Origin of the sequence: Actinoallomurus sp. NPDC052308, assembly GCF_040679195.1 — a bacterium.
Lineage (GTDB): Bacteria > Actinomycetota > Actinomycetes > Streptosporangiales > Streptosporangiaceae > Actinoallomurus > Actinoallomurus liliacearum.
Genome location: NZ_JBFAUM010000006.1, coordinates 194008 through 209818, shown reverse-complemented (window position 1 = coordinate 209818; position 15811 = coordinate 194008). Strand labels below are relative to the sequence as shown.

The 15811-nt window shown below is 69.5% G+C and carries 12 protein-coding genes and 1 tRNA gene; 7 read left to right on the top strand and 6 right to left on the bottom strand.

Going from position 1 to position 15811, the window contains the following annotated elements:
• Window positions 1–21 precede the first annotated feature (21 nt).
• On the bottom strand, window positions 22–714 hold the full coding sequence (gene grpE / locus AB0L00_RS19840) for a nucleotide exchange factor GrpE (RefSeq protein WP_364435940.1): 693 nt from the start codon (window positions 712–714) through the stop codon (window positions 22–24).
• A gap of 49 nt (window positions 715–763) precedes the next feature.
• The gene (gene dnaK / locus AB0L00_RS19835) at window positions 764–2620 is read right to left on the bottom strand and encodes a molecular chaperone DnaK (RefSeq protein WP_345366875.1); all 1857 of its coding nucleotides are present in this window, start codon (window positions 2618–2620) and stop codon (window positions 764–766) included.
• 286 nt (window positions 2621–2906) lie between these two features.
• On the opposite strand from dnaK, the gene AB0L00_RS19830 reads away from it, so the two are divergent.
• Window positions 2907–3920 carry a hypothetical protein gene (locus tag AB0L00_RS19830; RefSeq protein ID WP_364435936.1) on the top strand — a complete coding sequence of 338 codons (1014 nt, stop codon included), beginning with the start codon at window positions 2907–2909 and terminating at the stop codon, window positions 3918–3920.
• Here the strand turns inward: AB0L00_RS19830 and AB0L00_RS19825 are convergent, their stop codons facing one another.
• Complete coding sequence (locus AB0L00_RS19825; RefSeq protein WP_364435933.1) at window positions 3921–4622, bottom strand: C39 family peptidase; 702 nt, start codon at window positions 4620–4622, stop codon at window positions 3921–3923. It lies immediately after the preceding gene.
• Between the two features lie 302 nt (window positions 4623–4924).
• Here AB0L00_RS19825 and AB0L00_RS19820 point away from each other — a divergent pair, with 302 nt between their 5' ends.
• From AB0L00_RS19820 to AB0L00_RS19800, 5 genes are all read left to right on the top strand, one after another.
• Window positions 4925–6340: a non-oxidative hydroxyarylic acid decarboxylases subunit C gene (locus tag AB0L00_RS19820; RefSeq protein ID WP_364435930.1), complete on the top strand. Its 1416-nt coding sequence runs from the start codon at window positions 4925–4927 to the stop codon at window positions 6338–6340.
• Window positions 6341–6350: 10 nt separating this feature from the next.
• A complete protein-coding gene (locus AB0L00_RS19815; RefSeq protein ID WP_364435927.1) occupies window positions 6351–6590 on the top strand; it encodes a non-oxidative hydroxyarylic acid decarboxylases subunit D in 240 nt (79 codons plus the stop codon).
• Window positions 6591–6683: 93 nt separating this feature from the next.
• The gene (locus AB0L00_RS19810) at window positions 6684–7304 is read left to right on the top strand and encodes an RNA polymerase sigma factor (protein ID WP_364435925.1); all 621 of its coding nucleotides are present in this window, start codon (window positions 6684–6686) and stop codon (window positions 7302–7304) included.
• Complete coding sequence (locus AB0L00_RS19805; RefSeq protein WP_364435923.1) at window positions 7297–8457, top strand: CU044_5270 family protein; 1161 nt, start codon at window positions 7297–7299, stop codon at window positions 8455–8457. The genes AB0L00_RS19810 and AB0L00_RS19805 overlap by 8 nt, the downstream gene beginning before the upstream one ends.
• A 198-nt stretch (window positions 8458–8655) precedes the next feature.
• Complete coding sequence (locus AB0L00_RS19800; RefSeq protein ID WP_364435921.1) at window positions 8656–10794, top strand: 4Fe-4S dicluster domain-containing protein; 2139 nt, start codon at window positions 8656–8658, stop codon at window positions 10792–10794.
• 306 nt (window positions 10795–11100) lie between these two features.
• Here AB0L00_RS19800 and AB0L00_RS19795 read toward each other — a convergent pair whose 3' ends face one another.
• The 3 genes from AB0L00_RS19795 to dcd form a co-directional block, all read right to left on the bottom strand.
• The gene (locus AB0L00_RS19795) at window positions 11101–12858 is read right to left on the bottom strand and encodes an ABC transporter permease/substrate binding protein (protein ID WP_364435918.1); all 1758 of its coding nucleotides are present in this window, start codon (window positions 12856–12858) and stop codon (window positions 11101–11103) included.
• Entirely contained in the window at window positions 12851–14110 is a 1260-nt protein-coding gene (locus AB0L00_RS19790; RefSeq protein ID WP_364435916.1) for a glycine betaine/L-proline ABC transporter ATP-binding protein, read from the bottom strand. The genes AB0L00_RS19795 and AB0L00_RS19790 overlap by 8 nt, the downstream gene beginning before the upstream one ends.
• Window positions 14111–14519: 409 nt before the next feature.
• Window positions 14520–15095, bottom strand: a complete 576-nt coding sequence (gene dcd / locus AB0L00_RS19785) for a dCTP deaminase (protein WP_364435914.1) — start codon at window positions 15093–15095, stop codon at window positions 14520–14522.
• A gap of 157 nt (window positions 15096–15252) precedes the next feature.
• Here dcd and AB0L00_RS19780 point away from each other — a divergent pair.
• Window positions 15253–15326, top strand: a tRNA-Gly gene (locus AB0L00_RS19780).
• The last annotated feature ends 485 nt before the right edge of the window (window positions 15327–15811 follow it).

Sequence of the window (15811 nt, the reverse complement as noted above, 5' to 3'; positions counted from 1 at the left end):
CTTTCGCTGTGGGTCTTCGTCTCAGTCCTCGCCGTCGCCGCCGGGCTCGGCGTCCGGCTTCGCGCCGTCGGCCGCACCCGCCGTCTCCGGCTCCGGCTCCGACGCGGCCTCCGCGTCCGAGCCGAGGTCTGCGGTCGGCTCGGCGACGGCCACCCGCGCGGGCCGGAGGGTCCGCTCGCCGATGCGGTATCCCGACTGCAGGATCTGCACGGCCGTCGGCTCGGTGACCTCGTCGGAGTAGGAGTGCATCAGGGCCTCGTGGACGTTCGGGTCGAACGGCTCACCGGCCTCCCCGAACGACTCGAGCCCGAGCTTGCCGACGATGCCCTCCAGGGACTCGGCGATCTGCTTGAACCCGCCGGTCAGCTCCTCGTGCTCCCGGGCGCGGCCGATGTCGTCGAGCACCGGCAGCAGCTCGCCGAGGACGTACGCGAGGGCCTGCTCGCGTACGGCCGCGCGGTCGCGGTCGACCCTCTTGCGGTAGTTGGAGTACTCCGCCTGCAGCCGCTGAAGGTCGGCCGTGCGCTCGGACAGCTCCTTCTCGAGCTTGGCCGCCTTGTCGGCGTCCGCGCCGGAGGGCGCTTTCGCGGTAGGGGACTCGGGAGCCGGCGTGGCCGCCGGCTCCCGAACCTCACCGGTCTCGGGATCGATGCGCCGCTTGTCGCGGATCACCGGGCCCTGGCGCTCCTCGGCGTCGTCACGACGCTCCGTCACGCTTCCTCCTCGAGTACAAGCTCGTCACGGTGTGCGGGGGACGCCCCGGTCACGCCGCGCCGCCCTTGGTGTCCTTTTCGTCGTCCACGATCTCGGCGTCGACGACCTCGTCGTCCTTCGCCTGCTCGCCCGCGGCCTGGCCGTCGGCCGGCTGGCCTTCGGCGCTCGCCTGGTTCTGGGCGTACATCGCGGCGCCCATCTTCTGGCTGACCTGGGCCAGCTTCTCGGAGCTGCTGCGGATCGCGTCGACGTCCGTACCCTCGAGGGCCTTCTTGACCTCGTCCAGCGCCGACTGAACGTCGGTCTTCACGTCGGCCGGGATCTTCTCGTCGTTCTCGCGGAGGAACTTCTCCGTCGAGTAGGCGAGGGTGTCGGCGTTGTTGCGGGTCTCGGTCTCCTCGCGGCGCTTGCGGTCCTCCTCCGCGTACTGGTCCGCCTCGCGCATCATGCGGTCGATGTCGTCCTTGGGCAGGGCCGACCCGCCCGTGATGGTCATCGACTGCTCCTTGCCGGTGCCGAGGTCCTTGGCGCCGACGTTCACGATGCCGTTGGCGTCGATGTCGAACGTGACCTCGATCTGCGGGACACCGCGCGGCGCCGGCGGCAGGCCGGTCAGCTGGAAGGTGCCGAGCTTCTTGTTGTACGCCGCGATCTCGCGCTCGCCCTGGTAGACCTGGATCTCCACGGACGGCTGGTTGTCGTCGGCGGTGGTGAACACCTCGGACCGCTTGGTCGGAATCGTGGTGTTGCGCTCGATGATCTTGGTGAAGATGCCGCCCTTGGTCTCGATGCCCAGGCTCAGCGGCGTGACGTCGAGCAGCAGGACGTCCTTGACCTCACCCTTGAGCACGCCGGCCTGCAGGGACGCGCCGACCGCGACGACCTCGTCCGGGTTGACGCCCTTGTTGGCCTCCTTGCCGCCGGTCAGCTCCTTGACCAGGTCGGCGACGGCGGGCATACGGGTGGAGCCGCCGACGAGGACGACGTGGTTGATCTCGTTCACGCCGATGCCGGCGTCCTTGATGACCTGCTGGAACGGGTTCTTGCAGCGGTCGAGCAGGTCGGACGTCATCTTCTGGAACTCGGCCCGGGTGAGCTTCTCGTCCAGGTGCAGCGGGCCCTCGGACGAGGCCGTGATGTACGGCAGGTTGATGCTCGTCTCCGAGGAGCTGGACAGCTCGATCTTGGCCTTCTCGGCGGCCTCACGGAGCCGCTGCAGCGCCATCTTGTCCTTGGACAGGTCGACGCCGTGGGCGTTCTTGAACTTCGTGACCAGCCAGTCGACGACCTTGCTGTCCCAGTCGTCGCCACCGAGGTGGTTGTCGCCGTTGGTCGCCTTGACCTCGACCACGCCGTCACCCACCTCGAGGAGGGAGACGTCGAAGGTGCCGCCACCGAGGTCGAAGACGAGGATCGTGGCCTCGCCCTCCTTCTCCAGGTGGTAGGCCAGCGCCGCCGAGGTCGGCTCGTTGATGATGCGCAGGACGTTGAGGCCCGCGATCTGGCCGGCCTCCTTGGTGGCCTGCCGCTGGTGGTCCGAGAAGTACGCCGGAACGGTGATCACCGCGTCGGTGATCTTCTCGCCGAGGTAGGCCTCCGCGTCGCGCTTGAGCTTTTGCAGCACGAACGCGCTGATCTGCTGCGGCGTGAAGTCCTTGCCGTCGATCGTGGTCTTCCAGTCGGTGCCCATTTCGCGCTTGACCGACCGGATGGTGCGATCGACGTTGGTCACCGCCTGGCGCTTGGCGACCTCGCCGACCAGGACCTCGCCGTTCTTGGCGAAGGCGACGACGGACGGCGTGGTCCTCGACCCCTCCGCGTTGGCGATGACGGTGGGCTCGCCACCCTCCAGGATCGCGACGACCGAGTTGGTCGTTCCAAGGTCGATACCGACCGCACGTGCCATGAGTTGGTTCCTCCGACTGTGAGCTTGCTAAGCCGATGAAGCTGAGTCCAGCAGACGCAAGGTTGCCAAACCGCTCCCATAGTGTCAAATGACTTGAGTCCAGCGGACTCAACTTTGCTGACTGGTACAACGAGCGACGCCCCCGCGCTTGTTCCCGCCCACGGCGAAATCTCGGGATCCTCCGTAAGAACTCGGTGAGAACCGGTGCGATCCGCGCGGCGCCCTGGACACTCCTCTGACACCGGGACCGGGCGCGCCGCGCGCCCGGGGAAGGGAGGCCTGACGCGTGACCGACCTGACGCGGGTCGTCGGTGAGACCGGCGACCCTTCGCCGGCACGGGAGGAGACCCCGGCCACGCCCGAGCACCGGCGCGGCCGGTCGCGCATGGGCGTGGGGGTCCCTCTGGCGCTGGCCGCCATCGGCGTGGCCGTCGCGGTCGCGCTGTCGGTCGGGTCGTCGGCGCCCCGGCCACGGCGGCACGCGCCGACCGGACGCGACCTCCTCCTGGCGACGGCCACCGCCGTGGACCGCCGGACGGACACGACGACCGGCCGCTACTGGCACGTGGTCAAGATCGGCCGGTACACGCTTCCTGCCGGGAGCAGCGTCGGCACGGACCCGATCGAGGTCCGCGTGCGGGATGAGATCTGGATCGCCGGGCCCGGCGGAGGGCGGAGCGTCGCGTACCGGCAGTGTCTCGGCGCCCGCCCCCTCACACCGGCCGAACGGGCCGCGCACCTGGACCGGTCCTCGCAGGCGTGGCCGGCGGACTCCGCGGCGGCGCCGATCTGCACGGCGGGGTCCGGGCCCGCCGTGCGGAACGCCGACCTCACGGCGGCCACCGACTACCGCCTCGCGGACGTCGCCGTGTCACCGACCTGGCTGGACCACCTCTCCACCGAACCCGCCGTCCTGCGCCGCCAGATCGAGGCCAAGCTCGCGACGGCGCACCAGGGTGGCCTGGGCGTGTTCGGTCACGTCGTGCTGCCGCAGTTGACGGTCGACCTGCCGCTCCGTCCGGAGGTCCGCGCGGCGGTACTGCGGATGATGGCCGGACTGCCGGGCGTACGGGCGGAGGGCAAGGTGCAGGACGCGCTCGGCCGCACCGGAGAGGGCGTCACGATCGGCGGGCTCGGCCTCACCACGACCGAACTGCGCTGGATCGTCGACCCGCACGGCGGCGGGATCCTGGGCGTTCAGGAGATCGCCACCGGTCGCGGCCGCCACCCGGCCGGGGCGGTGGTCGCCGAGAAGGCGTACGCGTCGGCGGCCTGGACGAACGACGCCCCGGGCGGCTGATCAGGTGTAGATGTAGTAGAGGCCGGAGGGCTGGAGGGCCTTGAGGAGCGCCGCCGCCCCGAGCGTGTGCGTGCCCCCGGTCGGCCGCCACGGGTCGAAGACGGTGATGGTGCTCTTCTTCTGGTCGTAGCCGTACGCGACGATCAGGTGCCCGACCTTGCGGCGCGAGCCGAGGCCCTTGTTCCAGGGCAGGCGTTCCCACCAGACCGCGACGAGGGGCGCGCGCCGCAGGACGCCGACGTCGTACGACACCTCCTTCATGATGAAGCCCGTGCCGCTGCCCGACCAGCCGTCGAACGTGAGCGAGTAGGGCGTTCCGCGCAGGTAGCGCGTGAGGGCGGTCATGGCGTTGTCGCCGGTGGTGCCCTTCGGGTACCTCGTCTTCATCGTGCGGGCCAGGACCGACTGCCGGACCTTGATGTGGAACGTCGACAGGCTCATCACCCCGGCGGCGGGCGCGCAGTTGTACGACGTCGCCTGGTACTCCTTCGTCATGCGGAGCCGGTGGGACGCCGGCGGGACCGCGACGGCCGGAGACGCCGACGCGCTCGGCGTGGGCGCCGGCGCCGACGCCGCGGTGACGGGGCGGGTGCGGTCGGTCGAGCGCCGGGTCTCCCCGGCGCCGGTGGTGCACCCCGCGAGGATCAGTGCGGTGGCCGCCGCGAGCCCGGCGACCCACCGACCACGCAGCACCCTGTGCACGTTTGCTCCCATATGACGGATCGGTGGCCAAATGATGGCACGATCCGCCATTCGCGGCATTGACTTTCTTCAACGGTGAAACCCGGAAAACCGGCCCGCGGGGAGTCGCGCGGATCGGCGGCGAGAACCGCGCGTCGACGGCCGGGCGACAGGCCGTCGTACGCCAGGTGAACAATGCGATCGCCCTGCTGAAAGGCGCAGTGCCCGTCTTGCCGGGGTCGGCCCGTTGTGCGGCCGGTACGTCCACCGGAGGGTCGCCGAGGGTTCGCTCCTAGGGTGAGAAGAACGACGGGAGGAATCCGATGGTCTGTGATGATCTGCGCGGCTTCCTGGACACCCTGGAAAGAGAAGGTCAGCTGCTGCGCGTTCCCGATGAGGTGCTCCCGGAGCCGGACCTGGCCGCCGCGGCGAACGCCGCCGGGCGGATCGGCGAGGGCGCGCCCGCCCTGTGGTTCGACAACGTCAAGGGCTTCACCGACGCCCGGATCGTGCTGAACGTGCACGGCTCCTGGCCCAATCACGCCCTCGCCCTGGGACTGCCCAAGGACACCCGGACGCGAGATCAGGTGGAGGAGTTCGCCCGGCGCTGGGACGACTTCCCGGTGGCGCCGGAGCGCCGCGAGGACGCCCCGTGGCGGGAGAACACCGTCTCGGGCCCGGACGTCGACCTCTTCCAGGTACTGCCGTTGTTCCGGCTCAACGACGGCGACGGCGGCTTCTACCTCGACAAGGCGGCCGTCGTCTCGCGCGATCCGGACGACCCGGAGAACTTCGGCAAGCAGAACGTCGGCGTCTACCGCATCGAGGTCATGGGCCGGAACCGGCTGGCGATCCAGCCCGTTCCGGTCCACGACGTGGCGATTCACCTGCGCAAGGCGGAGGAGCGCGGCGAGGACCTGCCGATCGCGATCACGCTCGGGAACGAGCCCGTGATCTCCATCGTCGCGGGCATGCCGATGGCCTACGACCAGTCCGAGTACGCGATGGCGGGCGCGCTGCGCGGCGCTCCCGCGCCGATCGCCACCGCGCCGCTGACCGGCTTCGACGTGCCGTGGGGCTCCGAGGTGGTCGTCGAGGGAGTGATCGAGGGACGCGAGCGGCGGCTCGAGGGGCCGTTCGGCGAGTTCACCGGCCACTACTCCGGCGGTCGCCGGATGCCGGCGATCCGCGTCGACCGCGTCTCGTACCGGACGAACCCGATCTTCGAGTCGCTCTACCTCGGCATGCCGTGGACGGAGATCGACTACCTCGTCGGCCCGAACACCTGCGTGCCGTTGCTGAAGCAGTTGCGCGCGGAGTTCCCCGAGGTGCAGGCGGTGAACGCGATGTACACCCACGGCCTGCTGGGCATCATCGCGACGAAGAAGCGGTACGGCGGCTTCGCCAAGGCGGTCGGCATGCGGGCCATGACCACCCCGCACGGACTCGGTTACCTGAAGACCGTGATCGTCGTCGACGAGGACGTCGACCCGTTCGACCTGCGCCAGGTGATGTGGGCCGTCTCCGCCAAGCTCGACCCGGCGGTCGACGTCATCGACATCCCCAAGCTCTCGGTCGTGCCGCTGGACCCGGCGTCCTCGCCGCCCGGCATCAGCGACAAGCTGCTGATCGACGCCACGACGCCGGTCTTCCCGGACGACCGGGGCAACTTCGGCACCCCCGTACGGGACCTGCCCGAGACCGAGGACTGGGTGCGCCGGCTGCAGGCGCTCCGCTGAGGGGGCTCCCATGAGCACCGTGATCTGTCCGCGCTGCGCGTACGAGACCGTCGACCACGTCGCCGCGTCCCCCGTCCCGGGCGTCTGGGACGTACTGCAGTGCGGGCGCTGCCTCTACATGTGGCGCACGACCGAGCCGGAGCGCCGTACGCGCCGGGACGCCTATCCGGAGTCGTTCCGGTTGACACCGGAGGACATCGCCGCCGCGCAGGAGGTTCCCGCGATCCCACCGCTCCGCACCGCGCGGTGACCGGAGAACCGCCGTCGCGTGAGGAGGGATGGGGATCCGCCGCTGCGGGGGAGAAGAGGTGACCGTCATCCACGCCAACAGATGAGGCATCTGATGAAGGAGCCCCCCACGGCCGCTCCCCCCGACGTCGGACCGGACCTCCCGACCGACGCGTCGGTGGTCGAGCGGTCCTGGCAGGACCCGGAGCGATTCGGCGCGATCTTCGACGCGTACTTCGCGGAGATCCATCGGTACGTCGCACGCCGGCTCGACGTCGAAGTGGCCGACGACATCGCGGCGGAGACCTTCCACGTCGCGTTCCGGCGGCGGAGGAGCTTCGACCTGACCAGGGACAGCGCCCGGCCCTGGCTGTACGGCATCGCGACCAATCTCATCGCCAAGCATCGGCGTACGGAGGCGCGGAGGTTCCGCGCCCTGGCGCGCCTCGGCGACGACGGTCCGGCTGGCGGCCACGAGGAACGGGTCGCGGCCCAGGTGAGCGCGGAGCACGAGAGGGGTCGCCTGGCGCGGGCCGTCGGCGCCCTGTCCGCCGACCAGCGCGAGGTGCTCCTGCTCGTCGTCCTGGCCGATCTCACCTACGACGAGGTCGCGCAGGCGCTGGACGTGCCGTACGGCACGGTCGCCTCGCGGTTCAGCAGGGCCCGGAAGAAACTGCGGAAGGCGCTGGGCGGGGTCGATCCCATGCTCGATCAGGAAGGACCCACCGATGGATGAGCTCCAGGCCGTACGAGAGCTGTTCCCTGAGACCCCGCCGCCGGACGCCCGAGTGACCGCTCAGGCCCGGCGGCGGGCGACCGGGGCCGCGCGGCTCCGCCCGCCACGACTGCGCTGGGCGCTGCCCGGCCTCGGCCTGGTCGCCGCGGCGACCGCGGTCGCGCTGGCCGTGGGCTCGACCGGCGGCGGGCCCACGCGGCCCGCGCCGACCTCCTCGCTGCCGCTCGACGGCAAGGCGGTGTTCCTGGCCGCGGCGGAGCAGGCCGAGAAGCAGCCGATGGGCGGCTACTGGCACTCCGACCAGATCTCCGGGCAGTCGTACCTCCTCAAAGGCGGGTACGCCCTCATCGGCGCGCACAGCGAGACCTTCGAGTGGACCAGTGCCGCGGAGGGGGGCGGCGGTCGCTTCTACGGGCGGGACCTGCCCATGCGGCCGGCGACCCCGGAGGACGAGGCCGCCTGGCGCCGGGCGGGCGCGCCGACGAGCGTCCGCGTCATGTCCAACGGCCACCCCATGACGTACACCCGGAAGGCGGGTCGCTGGCAGGAGGACAAGGGCGGGCGGAAGTCCGGCGGCCGTTTCCTCGTCGGCCGCGGCGAGGGGCTGACCCTGCAGGAGGTGCTCAGGCTCCCCACCGACCCGGAGACGCTGACCAAGCGGTTCCTCACCTTCGCGTCGAGACGGCGTTCGGGGGGACCGCCGGGCCCGGGGAACCCGGGACCGGCTCCGATCAGCAACGCGTACCAGCTCGTCCTGGCGGCGAATCTCCTCGGGAACGCGCCACTGCCGCCGAAGGTACGCGCCGGGGTGATGCGGGCGCTCGTCGCCCGGCCCGGCGTGCACACCATCGAGACGGCGACCGACGCGCTGGGCCGTCAGGGCGTCGCGCTCGCCGTCGACCAGCCGTCGTGGGGTTGGCGACCGGGTCCCGACGGGAAGCTCGTCAAGAAGGACGACGGTTACCGGACCCAGGAACAACTGATCTTCGACAAGAGGACCGGGGCCCTCCTGGCCGAACAGTCGGTCCTCCTGACACCCGGCGGTGAGTACCGGAGCCGCAAGCCCGGCTTCGTGATCGACTATCTGCTGCTGCGGAGCGCCGGCTGGACGGACCGCAAGCCGTCCCCGCCGCCGTCCCTGCCGTTCCGGTAGCCGATCGCGGCTGTCACGTACGCGGCCCGTGCCTCGACGAGGCACGGGCCGCTCGTATCGTCGGCATAGGGCCGCGAGAGGTCGGGCGGTGGTGACCAAGGAAGCTACTGCTCGGTAGAATCCGGAGTCCCATGTCGATGGCTGTCAGTTGCCGGCCGTACGCTGATTGCCAACGCCGTACCCCAGGAGGACGGAACATTGGTTCTCAGGTTGATCATCGGGCTTGCCGCAACGGTGGTCGCGCTGGTGTTCGCGGTTCGGCGGGTCCTGTTCCTCTACAGGCTCGCGACGAACGGCCAGCCCGCCCCCGACCGCATCGCGCTCGCCAAGGCGAGCGTCGGTGAGGACGTCAAGCTGCAGGCCGTGGAGGTCTTCGGGCAGCGGAAGCTGCTCAAGTGGACCGTGCCCGGTCTCGCCCACTTCTTCGTCATGTGGGCGTTCTTCATCCTCGCCACGGTCTATCTCGAGGCGTACGGCGCGCTGTTCTTCGGGCTCGACTTCCACATCCCGCTGATCGGCAAGTGGGGCGTGCTCGGGTTCCTGCAGGACTTCATCGCGGTGGCGGCGCTCGTCGGCCTGATCGTCTTCTCGATCATCCGGGTGAAGAACTCCCCGAAGAAGCTGGACCGCAAGTCCCGCTTCAAGGGCTCGCACCTCGGCGGCGCCTGGCTCGTCCTGTTCATGATCTTCAACGTGATCTGGACGATGTTCCTGTTCCGCGGCGCGGGCGTCGCGACGGGCAACTTCCCGTACGGGAACGCGGCGTTCATGTCGCACCTGGTCGGCAACGGCCTGAAGGGCCTGGGCCACGACGCCGGCGAGGCGCTGGAGTCGGTCGGCCTGCTGCTGCACATCGGCGTGATGCTGGCCTTCCTGATCATCGTGCTGAACTCCAAGCACCTGCACATCTTCGTCGCCCCGCTCAACGTCCTGTTCAAGCGCCGTCCGGACGGCCTGGGCGCGGTGCAGCCGATGATGAGCGACGGCAAGCCGATCGACTTCGAAGAGGCCGACCCGGACGAGGACACCTTCGGCCGCGGCAAGATCGAGGACTTCACCTGGAAGGGCTACCTCGACTTCGCCTCCTGCACCGAGTGCGGCCGCTGCCAGTCGCAGTGCCCCGCCTGGAACACCGGCAAGCCGCTGTCCCCCAAGTCCCTCATCATGGACCTGCGCGACCACGCGCTGGCCAAGGCGCCGTACATCTTCGCCTCCGAGGAGGAGCAGGCGAACCTCCCCGAGGACGTTCTCAAGGAGGCGGGCCGGCCGCTGGTCGGCGGCGCGGACGTGAACGGCGTCATCGACCCCGACGTGCTGTGGTCCTGCACCAACTGCGGCGCCTGCGTCGAGCAGTGCCCGGTGGACATCGAGCACATCGACCACATCGTCGACATGCGCCGCTACCAGGTCATGATCGAGTCGAGCTTCCCGTCCGAGGCCGGCGTGATGCTCAAGAACCTCGAGAACAAGGGCAACCCCTGGGGCATGTCCGAGATGAAGCGCCTCGACTGGATCGAGGAGCTCGACTTCGAGGTCCCGGTCGTCGAGGAGAAGATGCCCGAGGACACCGAGTACCTCTTCTGGGTCGGCTGCGCCGGTGCCCTCGAGGACCGCGCCAAGAAGACCACCAAGGCCATCGCCGAGCTGCTGCACATCGCGGGCGTGAAGTTCGCGGTGCTCGGCCCGATGGAGGCCTGCTCCGGTGACCCGGCGCGCCGCCTGGGCATGGAGTTCGTCTTCCAGATGCTCGCCCAGCAGAACGTCGAGACCCTCAACGAGGCTGGCGTCAAGAAGATCGTCGCGTCCTGCCCGCACTGCTTCAACACGCTGGCCAACGAGTACCCGCAGCTCGGCGGCACGTACGAGGTCGTGCACCACACCCAGTTGCTGTCGCACCTCGTCGAGACCGGAAGGCTCACGCCGGTCACGCCGATCGAGGAGAAGATCACCTACCACGACCCGTGCTTCCTCGGCCGGCACAACAAGGTGTACGCCCAGCCGCGCGACATCATGGCCCAGGTGCCGGGCGTGCAGACGCAGGAGATGCACCGCTGCAAGGAGCGGGGCTTCTGCTGCGGCGCCGGCGGCGCGCGGATGTGGATGGAGGAGCGCATCGGCAAGCGCATCAACACCGAGCGCGTCGAGGAGGCGCTGGAGACCGACCCGGACACCGTCTCCACGGCCTGCCCGTTCTGCCTCGTCATGCTCGGCGACGCCATCAACGAGAAGAAGAACAGCGGTGGCGCCAAGGAGTCCCTCGAGGTCGTCGACGTCGCCCAGCTGCTGATCAAGTCGGTCAAGGGTGAGGCGGAGCCCGCTCCGGCGGCCGCCGAGTAGGCGTCCCGCCCGCGTCAAGGGCCCGTCACCGGGGTGAGCCGGTGCCGGGCCCTTGGTATGTCGCGGCATGAATAAAGGCGGTGCCATCTCGGGGGAGCGGGGATTTGAGATGGCACCGCCCTAACGTTCCCTATCAGGTGTGACGAAGGCCACAGGGGCGGACGTCAACCGAACTGATCGGTAACGCGTCGTCCGAAACTATCGGCTTTGCTGATAGTTGGCCACCGTTTGTGGAAAGAATCACGGGCCGTCCCGGCGCAATCACCGGGACGGCCCGTACCGTACGTCAGAGCGCAGGAGGCCGGATCAGCTGGTCAGCCGCTTGACGACGTCCGGATGCTGCTTCTCCCACTCCGCGACCCCCTGCGCGGGCGTGTCCTTGTACTTGTTGATCACCAGGTCCTCGAGCGGGAACAGGTCGGCGTCGGACATCTTGAAGTTCTTCAGCCAGCCGGTCAGCTGCGGGAAGTCCTTGGCGAAGCCCGCACGGCCGAGCACGTGAACCTGCTCCGCCGAGCCGAAGGCGTTCTGCGGGTCGGCCAGCGGCTTGATCGGGAACTTGTTGTAGGCCCAGTGCGGCTTCCACAGCGTCACCACGATCGGCTGGTTGCTCTTCGCGGACCGGTCCAGCTCCGCGAGCATCGCCGCCGTGCTGCTCTGCAGCAGCTTGAAGTCGCCGAGCCCGTACCCGGGCAGCACCTTGTTCTTGACGATCTTCATCTCGCCGGCGCCCGGCTCGATGCCGACGACGCGGCCCTTGTAGCGCGCGCTCTGCCCCTTCAGGTCGGCCACGGAGTTCGCCGGGTCGTTCTTCAGGACGGCCAGCTGCATGCTCGCGTTCTTGTACCAGACACCGATGTCCTGGAGCCTGTCCTTGTACTTGTTGTAGTAGTCGGCGTGCGTCGCGGGCAGCCACGCGTCGAGGAACAGGTCGATATCGCCCTGGCCGAGCCCGGCGAACAGCGGGCCGGCGTCGACCTGCTTGAGCGTGACCTGGTAGCCCTTCTTCTCCAGCTCCGACTTCCAGAGCTGGGTGACGGCGATGTCCTCGTCCCACGGGATGTAGCCGATCGTGATCGGCTTGCCCTTGTTGCCACCGCCGGAGCCCATGACGCCGAGCGTGGTCGCCAGCAGCGCGAACACCACGACGCCGGACAGGGCCAGCGCGGGACGCGGACGGTACCGCAGGACGGAGGACACGCCCCCGTGCGCGGCCCGCTCGGCGTGCCGCCGGGCGGCCGGCGCCAGGCGCTGCCCGAGGGCCCCGGTCATGCGGTCCAGGATGATCGCCAGCAGCACGACCGCCAGGCCGGCCTCGGCGCCCGCCCCCAGGTTGTACTGCGTGATCGCCCCGAAGACGTTGGCGCCGAGCCCGGCGGCGCCGACCATGCCCGCGGTCACCACCATGGACAGCGAGAGCATGATGACCTGGTTGACCCCGGTCATGATGGTGGGCAGCGCCAGCGGCAACTGCACCCGGGTGAGGATCCGCGACGACGGCGTGCCGAACGCCTCGGCCGCCTCGACCATCTCCCGGTCGACCTGCCTGATGCCGAGCTCCGTCAGCCGTACGCCCGGGGGAATGGCGAAGACCAGGCAAGCGGCGATGCCCGGCACCTCCCCGAGCCCGAAGAACGAGATCGCCGGGATCAGGTAGACGAAGGCCGGCATGGTCTGCATGAAGTCCAGCACCGGCCGGGCCACCGCGCCGACCGCGGACACCCGCACGCAGAGGATGCCCAGCGGGATCCCGATGACGAGGGCGGCGACGCTGGAGACCAGCACCAGCGTGAGCGTCTGCATGGCCGCGTCCCACTGCCCCAGCCCGTCGATCACCATGAGGCCGGCGAAGGTCAGGACGCCCGCGAGCAGACCGCGCAGCCACCAGCACAGCATCGCGATGACGGCCGCCAGCGCCAGCGACGGCGGCGCGGTCAGCAGGTGGTCCATCCCGTGGACGACACCGCCGACGACGTCACTGATCGCGTTGAAGACCGGCCGGCCGTGCTTCGTGAGGAAGTCGACCGCGTCGGTGACCCAAACGCCGAGGGGGATCCTAGGCATCGGCGGCCACCTCCCGAGGAGCGGTCTCCTCCGGTGGAGCGGTGTCCTCCCGTACGACGGGCATCTCCCCCGTGTTGCCCATGTGGCCCAGCGCGGCGAGCAGCGTCACCCGCGGGATCACGCCGATGAGCTTGCCGTTCCGGTCGGTGACGGGCACGGGCAGCGGGCTCTCCGCGCACGGCAGGAACAGGTCGGCCACGGGAGTGTCCGGGTCGACCGGAGACGTGCCGCCCTCGACGAGGCCGTCGAGGGTGTTCAGGCCCGCCCGTACGGCCTTGGCCGCCGGCTCGGCGAACACCACGCCGGCCAGCCGCCGGTCACGGGTCAGGACGAACGCGAAGGACGTCTGCTGCTCGCGCATGACGCGTACGGCCGCGCGGGGGCCGCCGTTCGCGTCGACCACCGCGATCGGCTTGTCCATCACCGAGCGGGCGGTGAGCACCCGCGTACGGTCGACGTCGGCGACGAACTGCGCGACGTAGTCGTTGGCGGGGTCGGTGAGGATCTCCTCGGCGGTACCGATCTGCATGACGCGTCCGTGCCGGAGCATCGCGACCCGGTCGCCGAGCCGCATCGCCTCGTTCAGGTCGTGCGTGATGAAGACGATCGTCTTGCCGAGCTCGCCCTGCAGGTCGAGCAGCAGGTCCTGCATCTCCCGCCGGATCATCGGGTCCAGCGCGCTGAACGCCTCGTCCATGAGCAGGATGTCCGTCTCGGCGGAGAGCGCCCGGGCGATGCCCACGCGCTGCTGCATCCCGCCCGACAGCTGGTCGGGGTAGCGGTCCTCCCAGCCCGCGAGACCCACGTGGTTCAGGAACTCCTTGGCCTTCGCCAGCCGTTCCTGCTTTGGAACGTTCCGAGTCTCGAGCCCGTACGCCGCGTTCTCCAGGACGGTGCGGTGGGGGAAGAGCGCGAAGTGCTGGAAGACCATGCTGACCTTCTCCTGGCGGAGTCGGCGCAGCTCCTTCCCGCCCATGGTGGTGATGTCGACACCGTCGATCTCGATGCTGCCCGCCGTCGGCTCCAGGAGGCCGTTGAGCATGCGAATCAGCGTCGACTTGCCGGAGCCCGACAGCCCCATCACGACGAAGATCTCGCCCTCGTTCACTTCGAACGAGACGTCCGCGACGGCCGCGGTCACGCCCATCCGGCGAAGCTCGTCGGCGTCGGCGCCTTGGCGGATCTTACGGAGGGCCTCAGCCGATCTGCGACCGAAGACCTTTGACACGTGTTGTGCGCGGATTCTGGGCACATCGTCCTTCCGGTCCGGCCGCGCCGCCGTCCCGGGAGCCGTCGTCCCCGTCGAACCGCGCGGCAATCTGCGCGAACCGCCGTGCCCGCCCCACCGCGGCTCGCCCTGTACGACCCAGTGGAACCGAGATGTGACACACGTCACTCCCGCGGTCGCCAACCGACCGAATGGGTCATGCGTCAAGGCACCTTATCGTCCGGTTAAAGGCAGTGCACGTTCGTGTGCGAACCCTCACATTCCGCAATGATCGGTTTGACCTGCGAAGATTCGGGCACTCCGGGCCCCTTGGCCGCCCCGAACGCTCCTCCGACGCGGTCGCACAGACGAAGAACCGGACCGCGGCGAGCCATCGCCACGGTCCGGTGAGTTGGGTGGTCCGACCGCCGGCGCCGGGACGGCGGGCGTCCTGTCAGACGCGCGTCTGGTGGAAGTTCAAGTAGGACCGCGACGGCGTCGGGCCACGCTGATCCTGGTACCGAGACCCGTGGCGCTCGGAGCCGTACGGCGCCTCCACCGGAGAACTCGTGCGGAACAGGCACATCTGCCCGATCTTCATGCCCGGCCACAGCTTGATCGGCAGCGTCGCGACGTTCGACAGCTCCAGCGTCACGTGGCCGGAGAAGCCCGGGTCGATCCAGCCCGCAGTCGAGTGCGTGAGCAGCCCCAGGCGCCCCAGACTCGACTTGCCCTCCAGCCGCGCGGCCAGATCGTCCGGTAGGCCGAACACCTCGTACGTCGAGGCCAGCACGAACTCCCCCGGGTGCAGGATGAACGCCTGGTCCGGCTCGACATCGACGAGCCGCGTGAGGTCGGGCTGCTCCACCGCCGGATCGATGTGCGGATACTTGTGGTTCTCGAACACCCGGAAGTAGCGGTCCAGGCGCACGTCGATGCTCGACGGCTGAACCATCCCGGGGTCGAACGGATCGATCTTCATCCGCCCGGACTCGATCTCGGTCTTGAGATCACGATCGGAGAGCAGCACGACAAGAAACTACCGGGTAAAGCGGCCCGACATGTAAACGCCGGTCCTGGACCACGCTCCGGCATACGGAGGTGATCGCGCCGGGGGCGAACCTCTGGGCGCGAAGGGCGCGGGTTCCGGTAGCATGTGCGGGCGGTCACCTGAGAAGGCGACCGATGCGGGTGTAGTTCAATGGCAGAACTCCAGCTTCCCAAGCTGGTAGCGCGGGTTCGATTCCCGTCACCCGCTCCACAGCACGAAGCCCCAGGCCAGGGATAAGATCCCGGACGCTGGGGCTTCTCTCGTCAAGAGGCTTTTCGTCGCTTCCGTGCCCGTTGCGTGCCCGATCGCTCGTCAGGCTTCCCGCCGCCCGCGTCACCGGGCTTCTGCGGCTTCTGGGAGCGCTTGAGTTCGCGCCGGACCATCTTGCCCAGCGTCGCGGCTATCTCCTTGTCCCGCTCCTGCCGAGCGTGCAGGTAGATCCGCGCCGCCCTGGTCAAGGCGGCGGCGCGAGCGCCGCCGCAGGCCGCCCGCTCCGGCACGCCCTACGGGCGTGCGGCGTGGGCGCCGGTCCCTCCGGCCGCGCCGATCGGGCGGCCCACCGGACGAAGAACCAACCGCGGATTTCCCCCAGCATCATCTGGCCGGCTCGTGCTCACGGAACGGGTACAGGGCCGTCGGCAGACGCCACAGCCCGCAGTCGTCGTCCCCATAGAGAGGTGCGATCAGGGCATCAA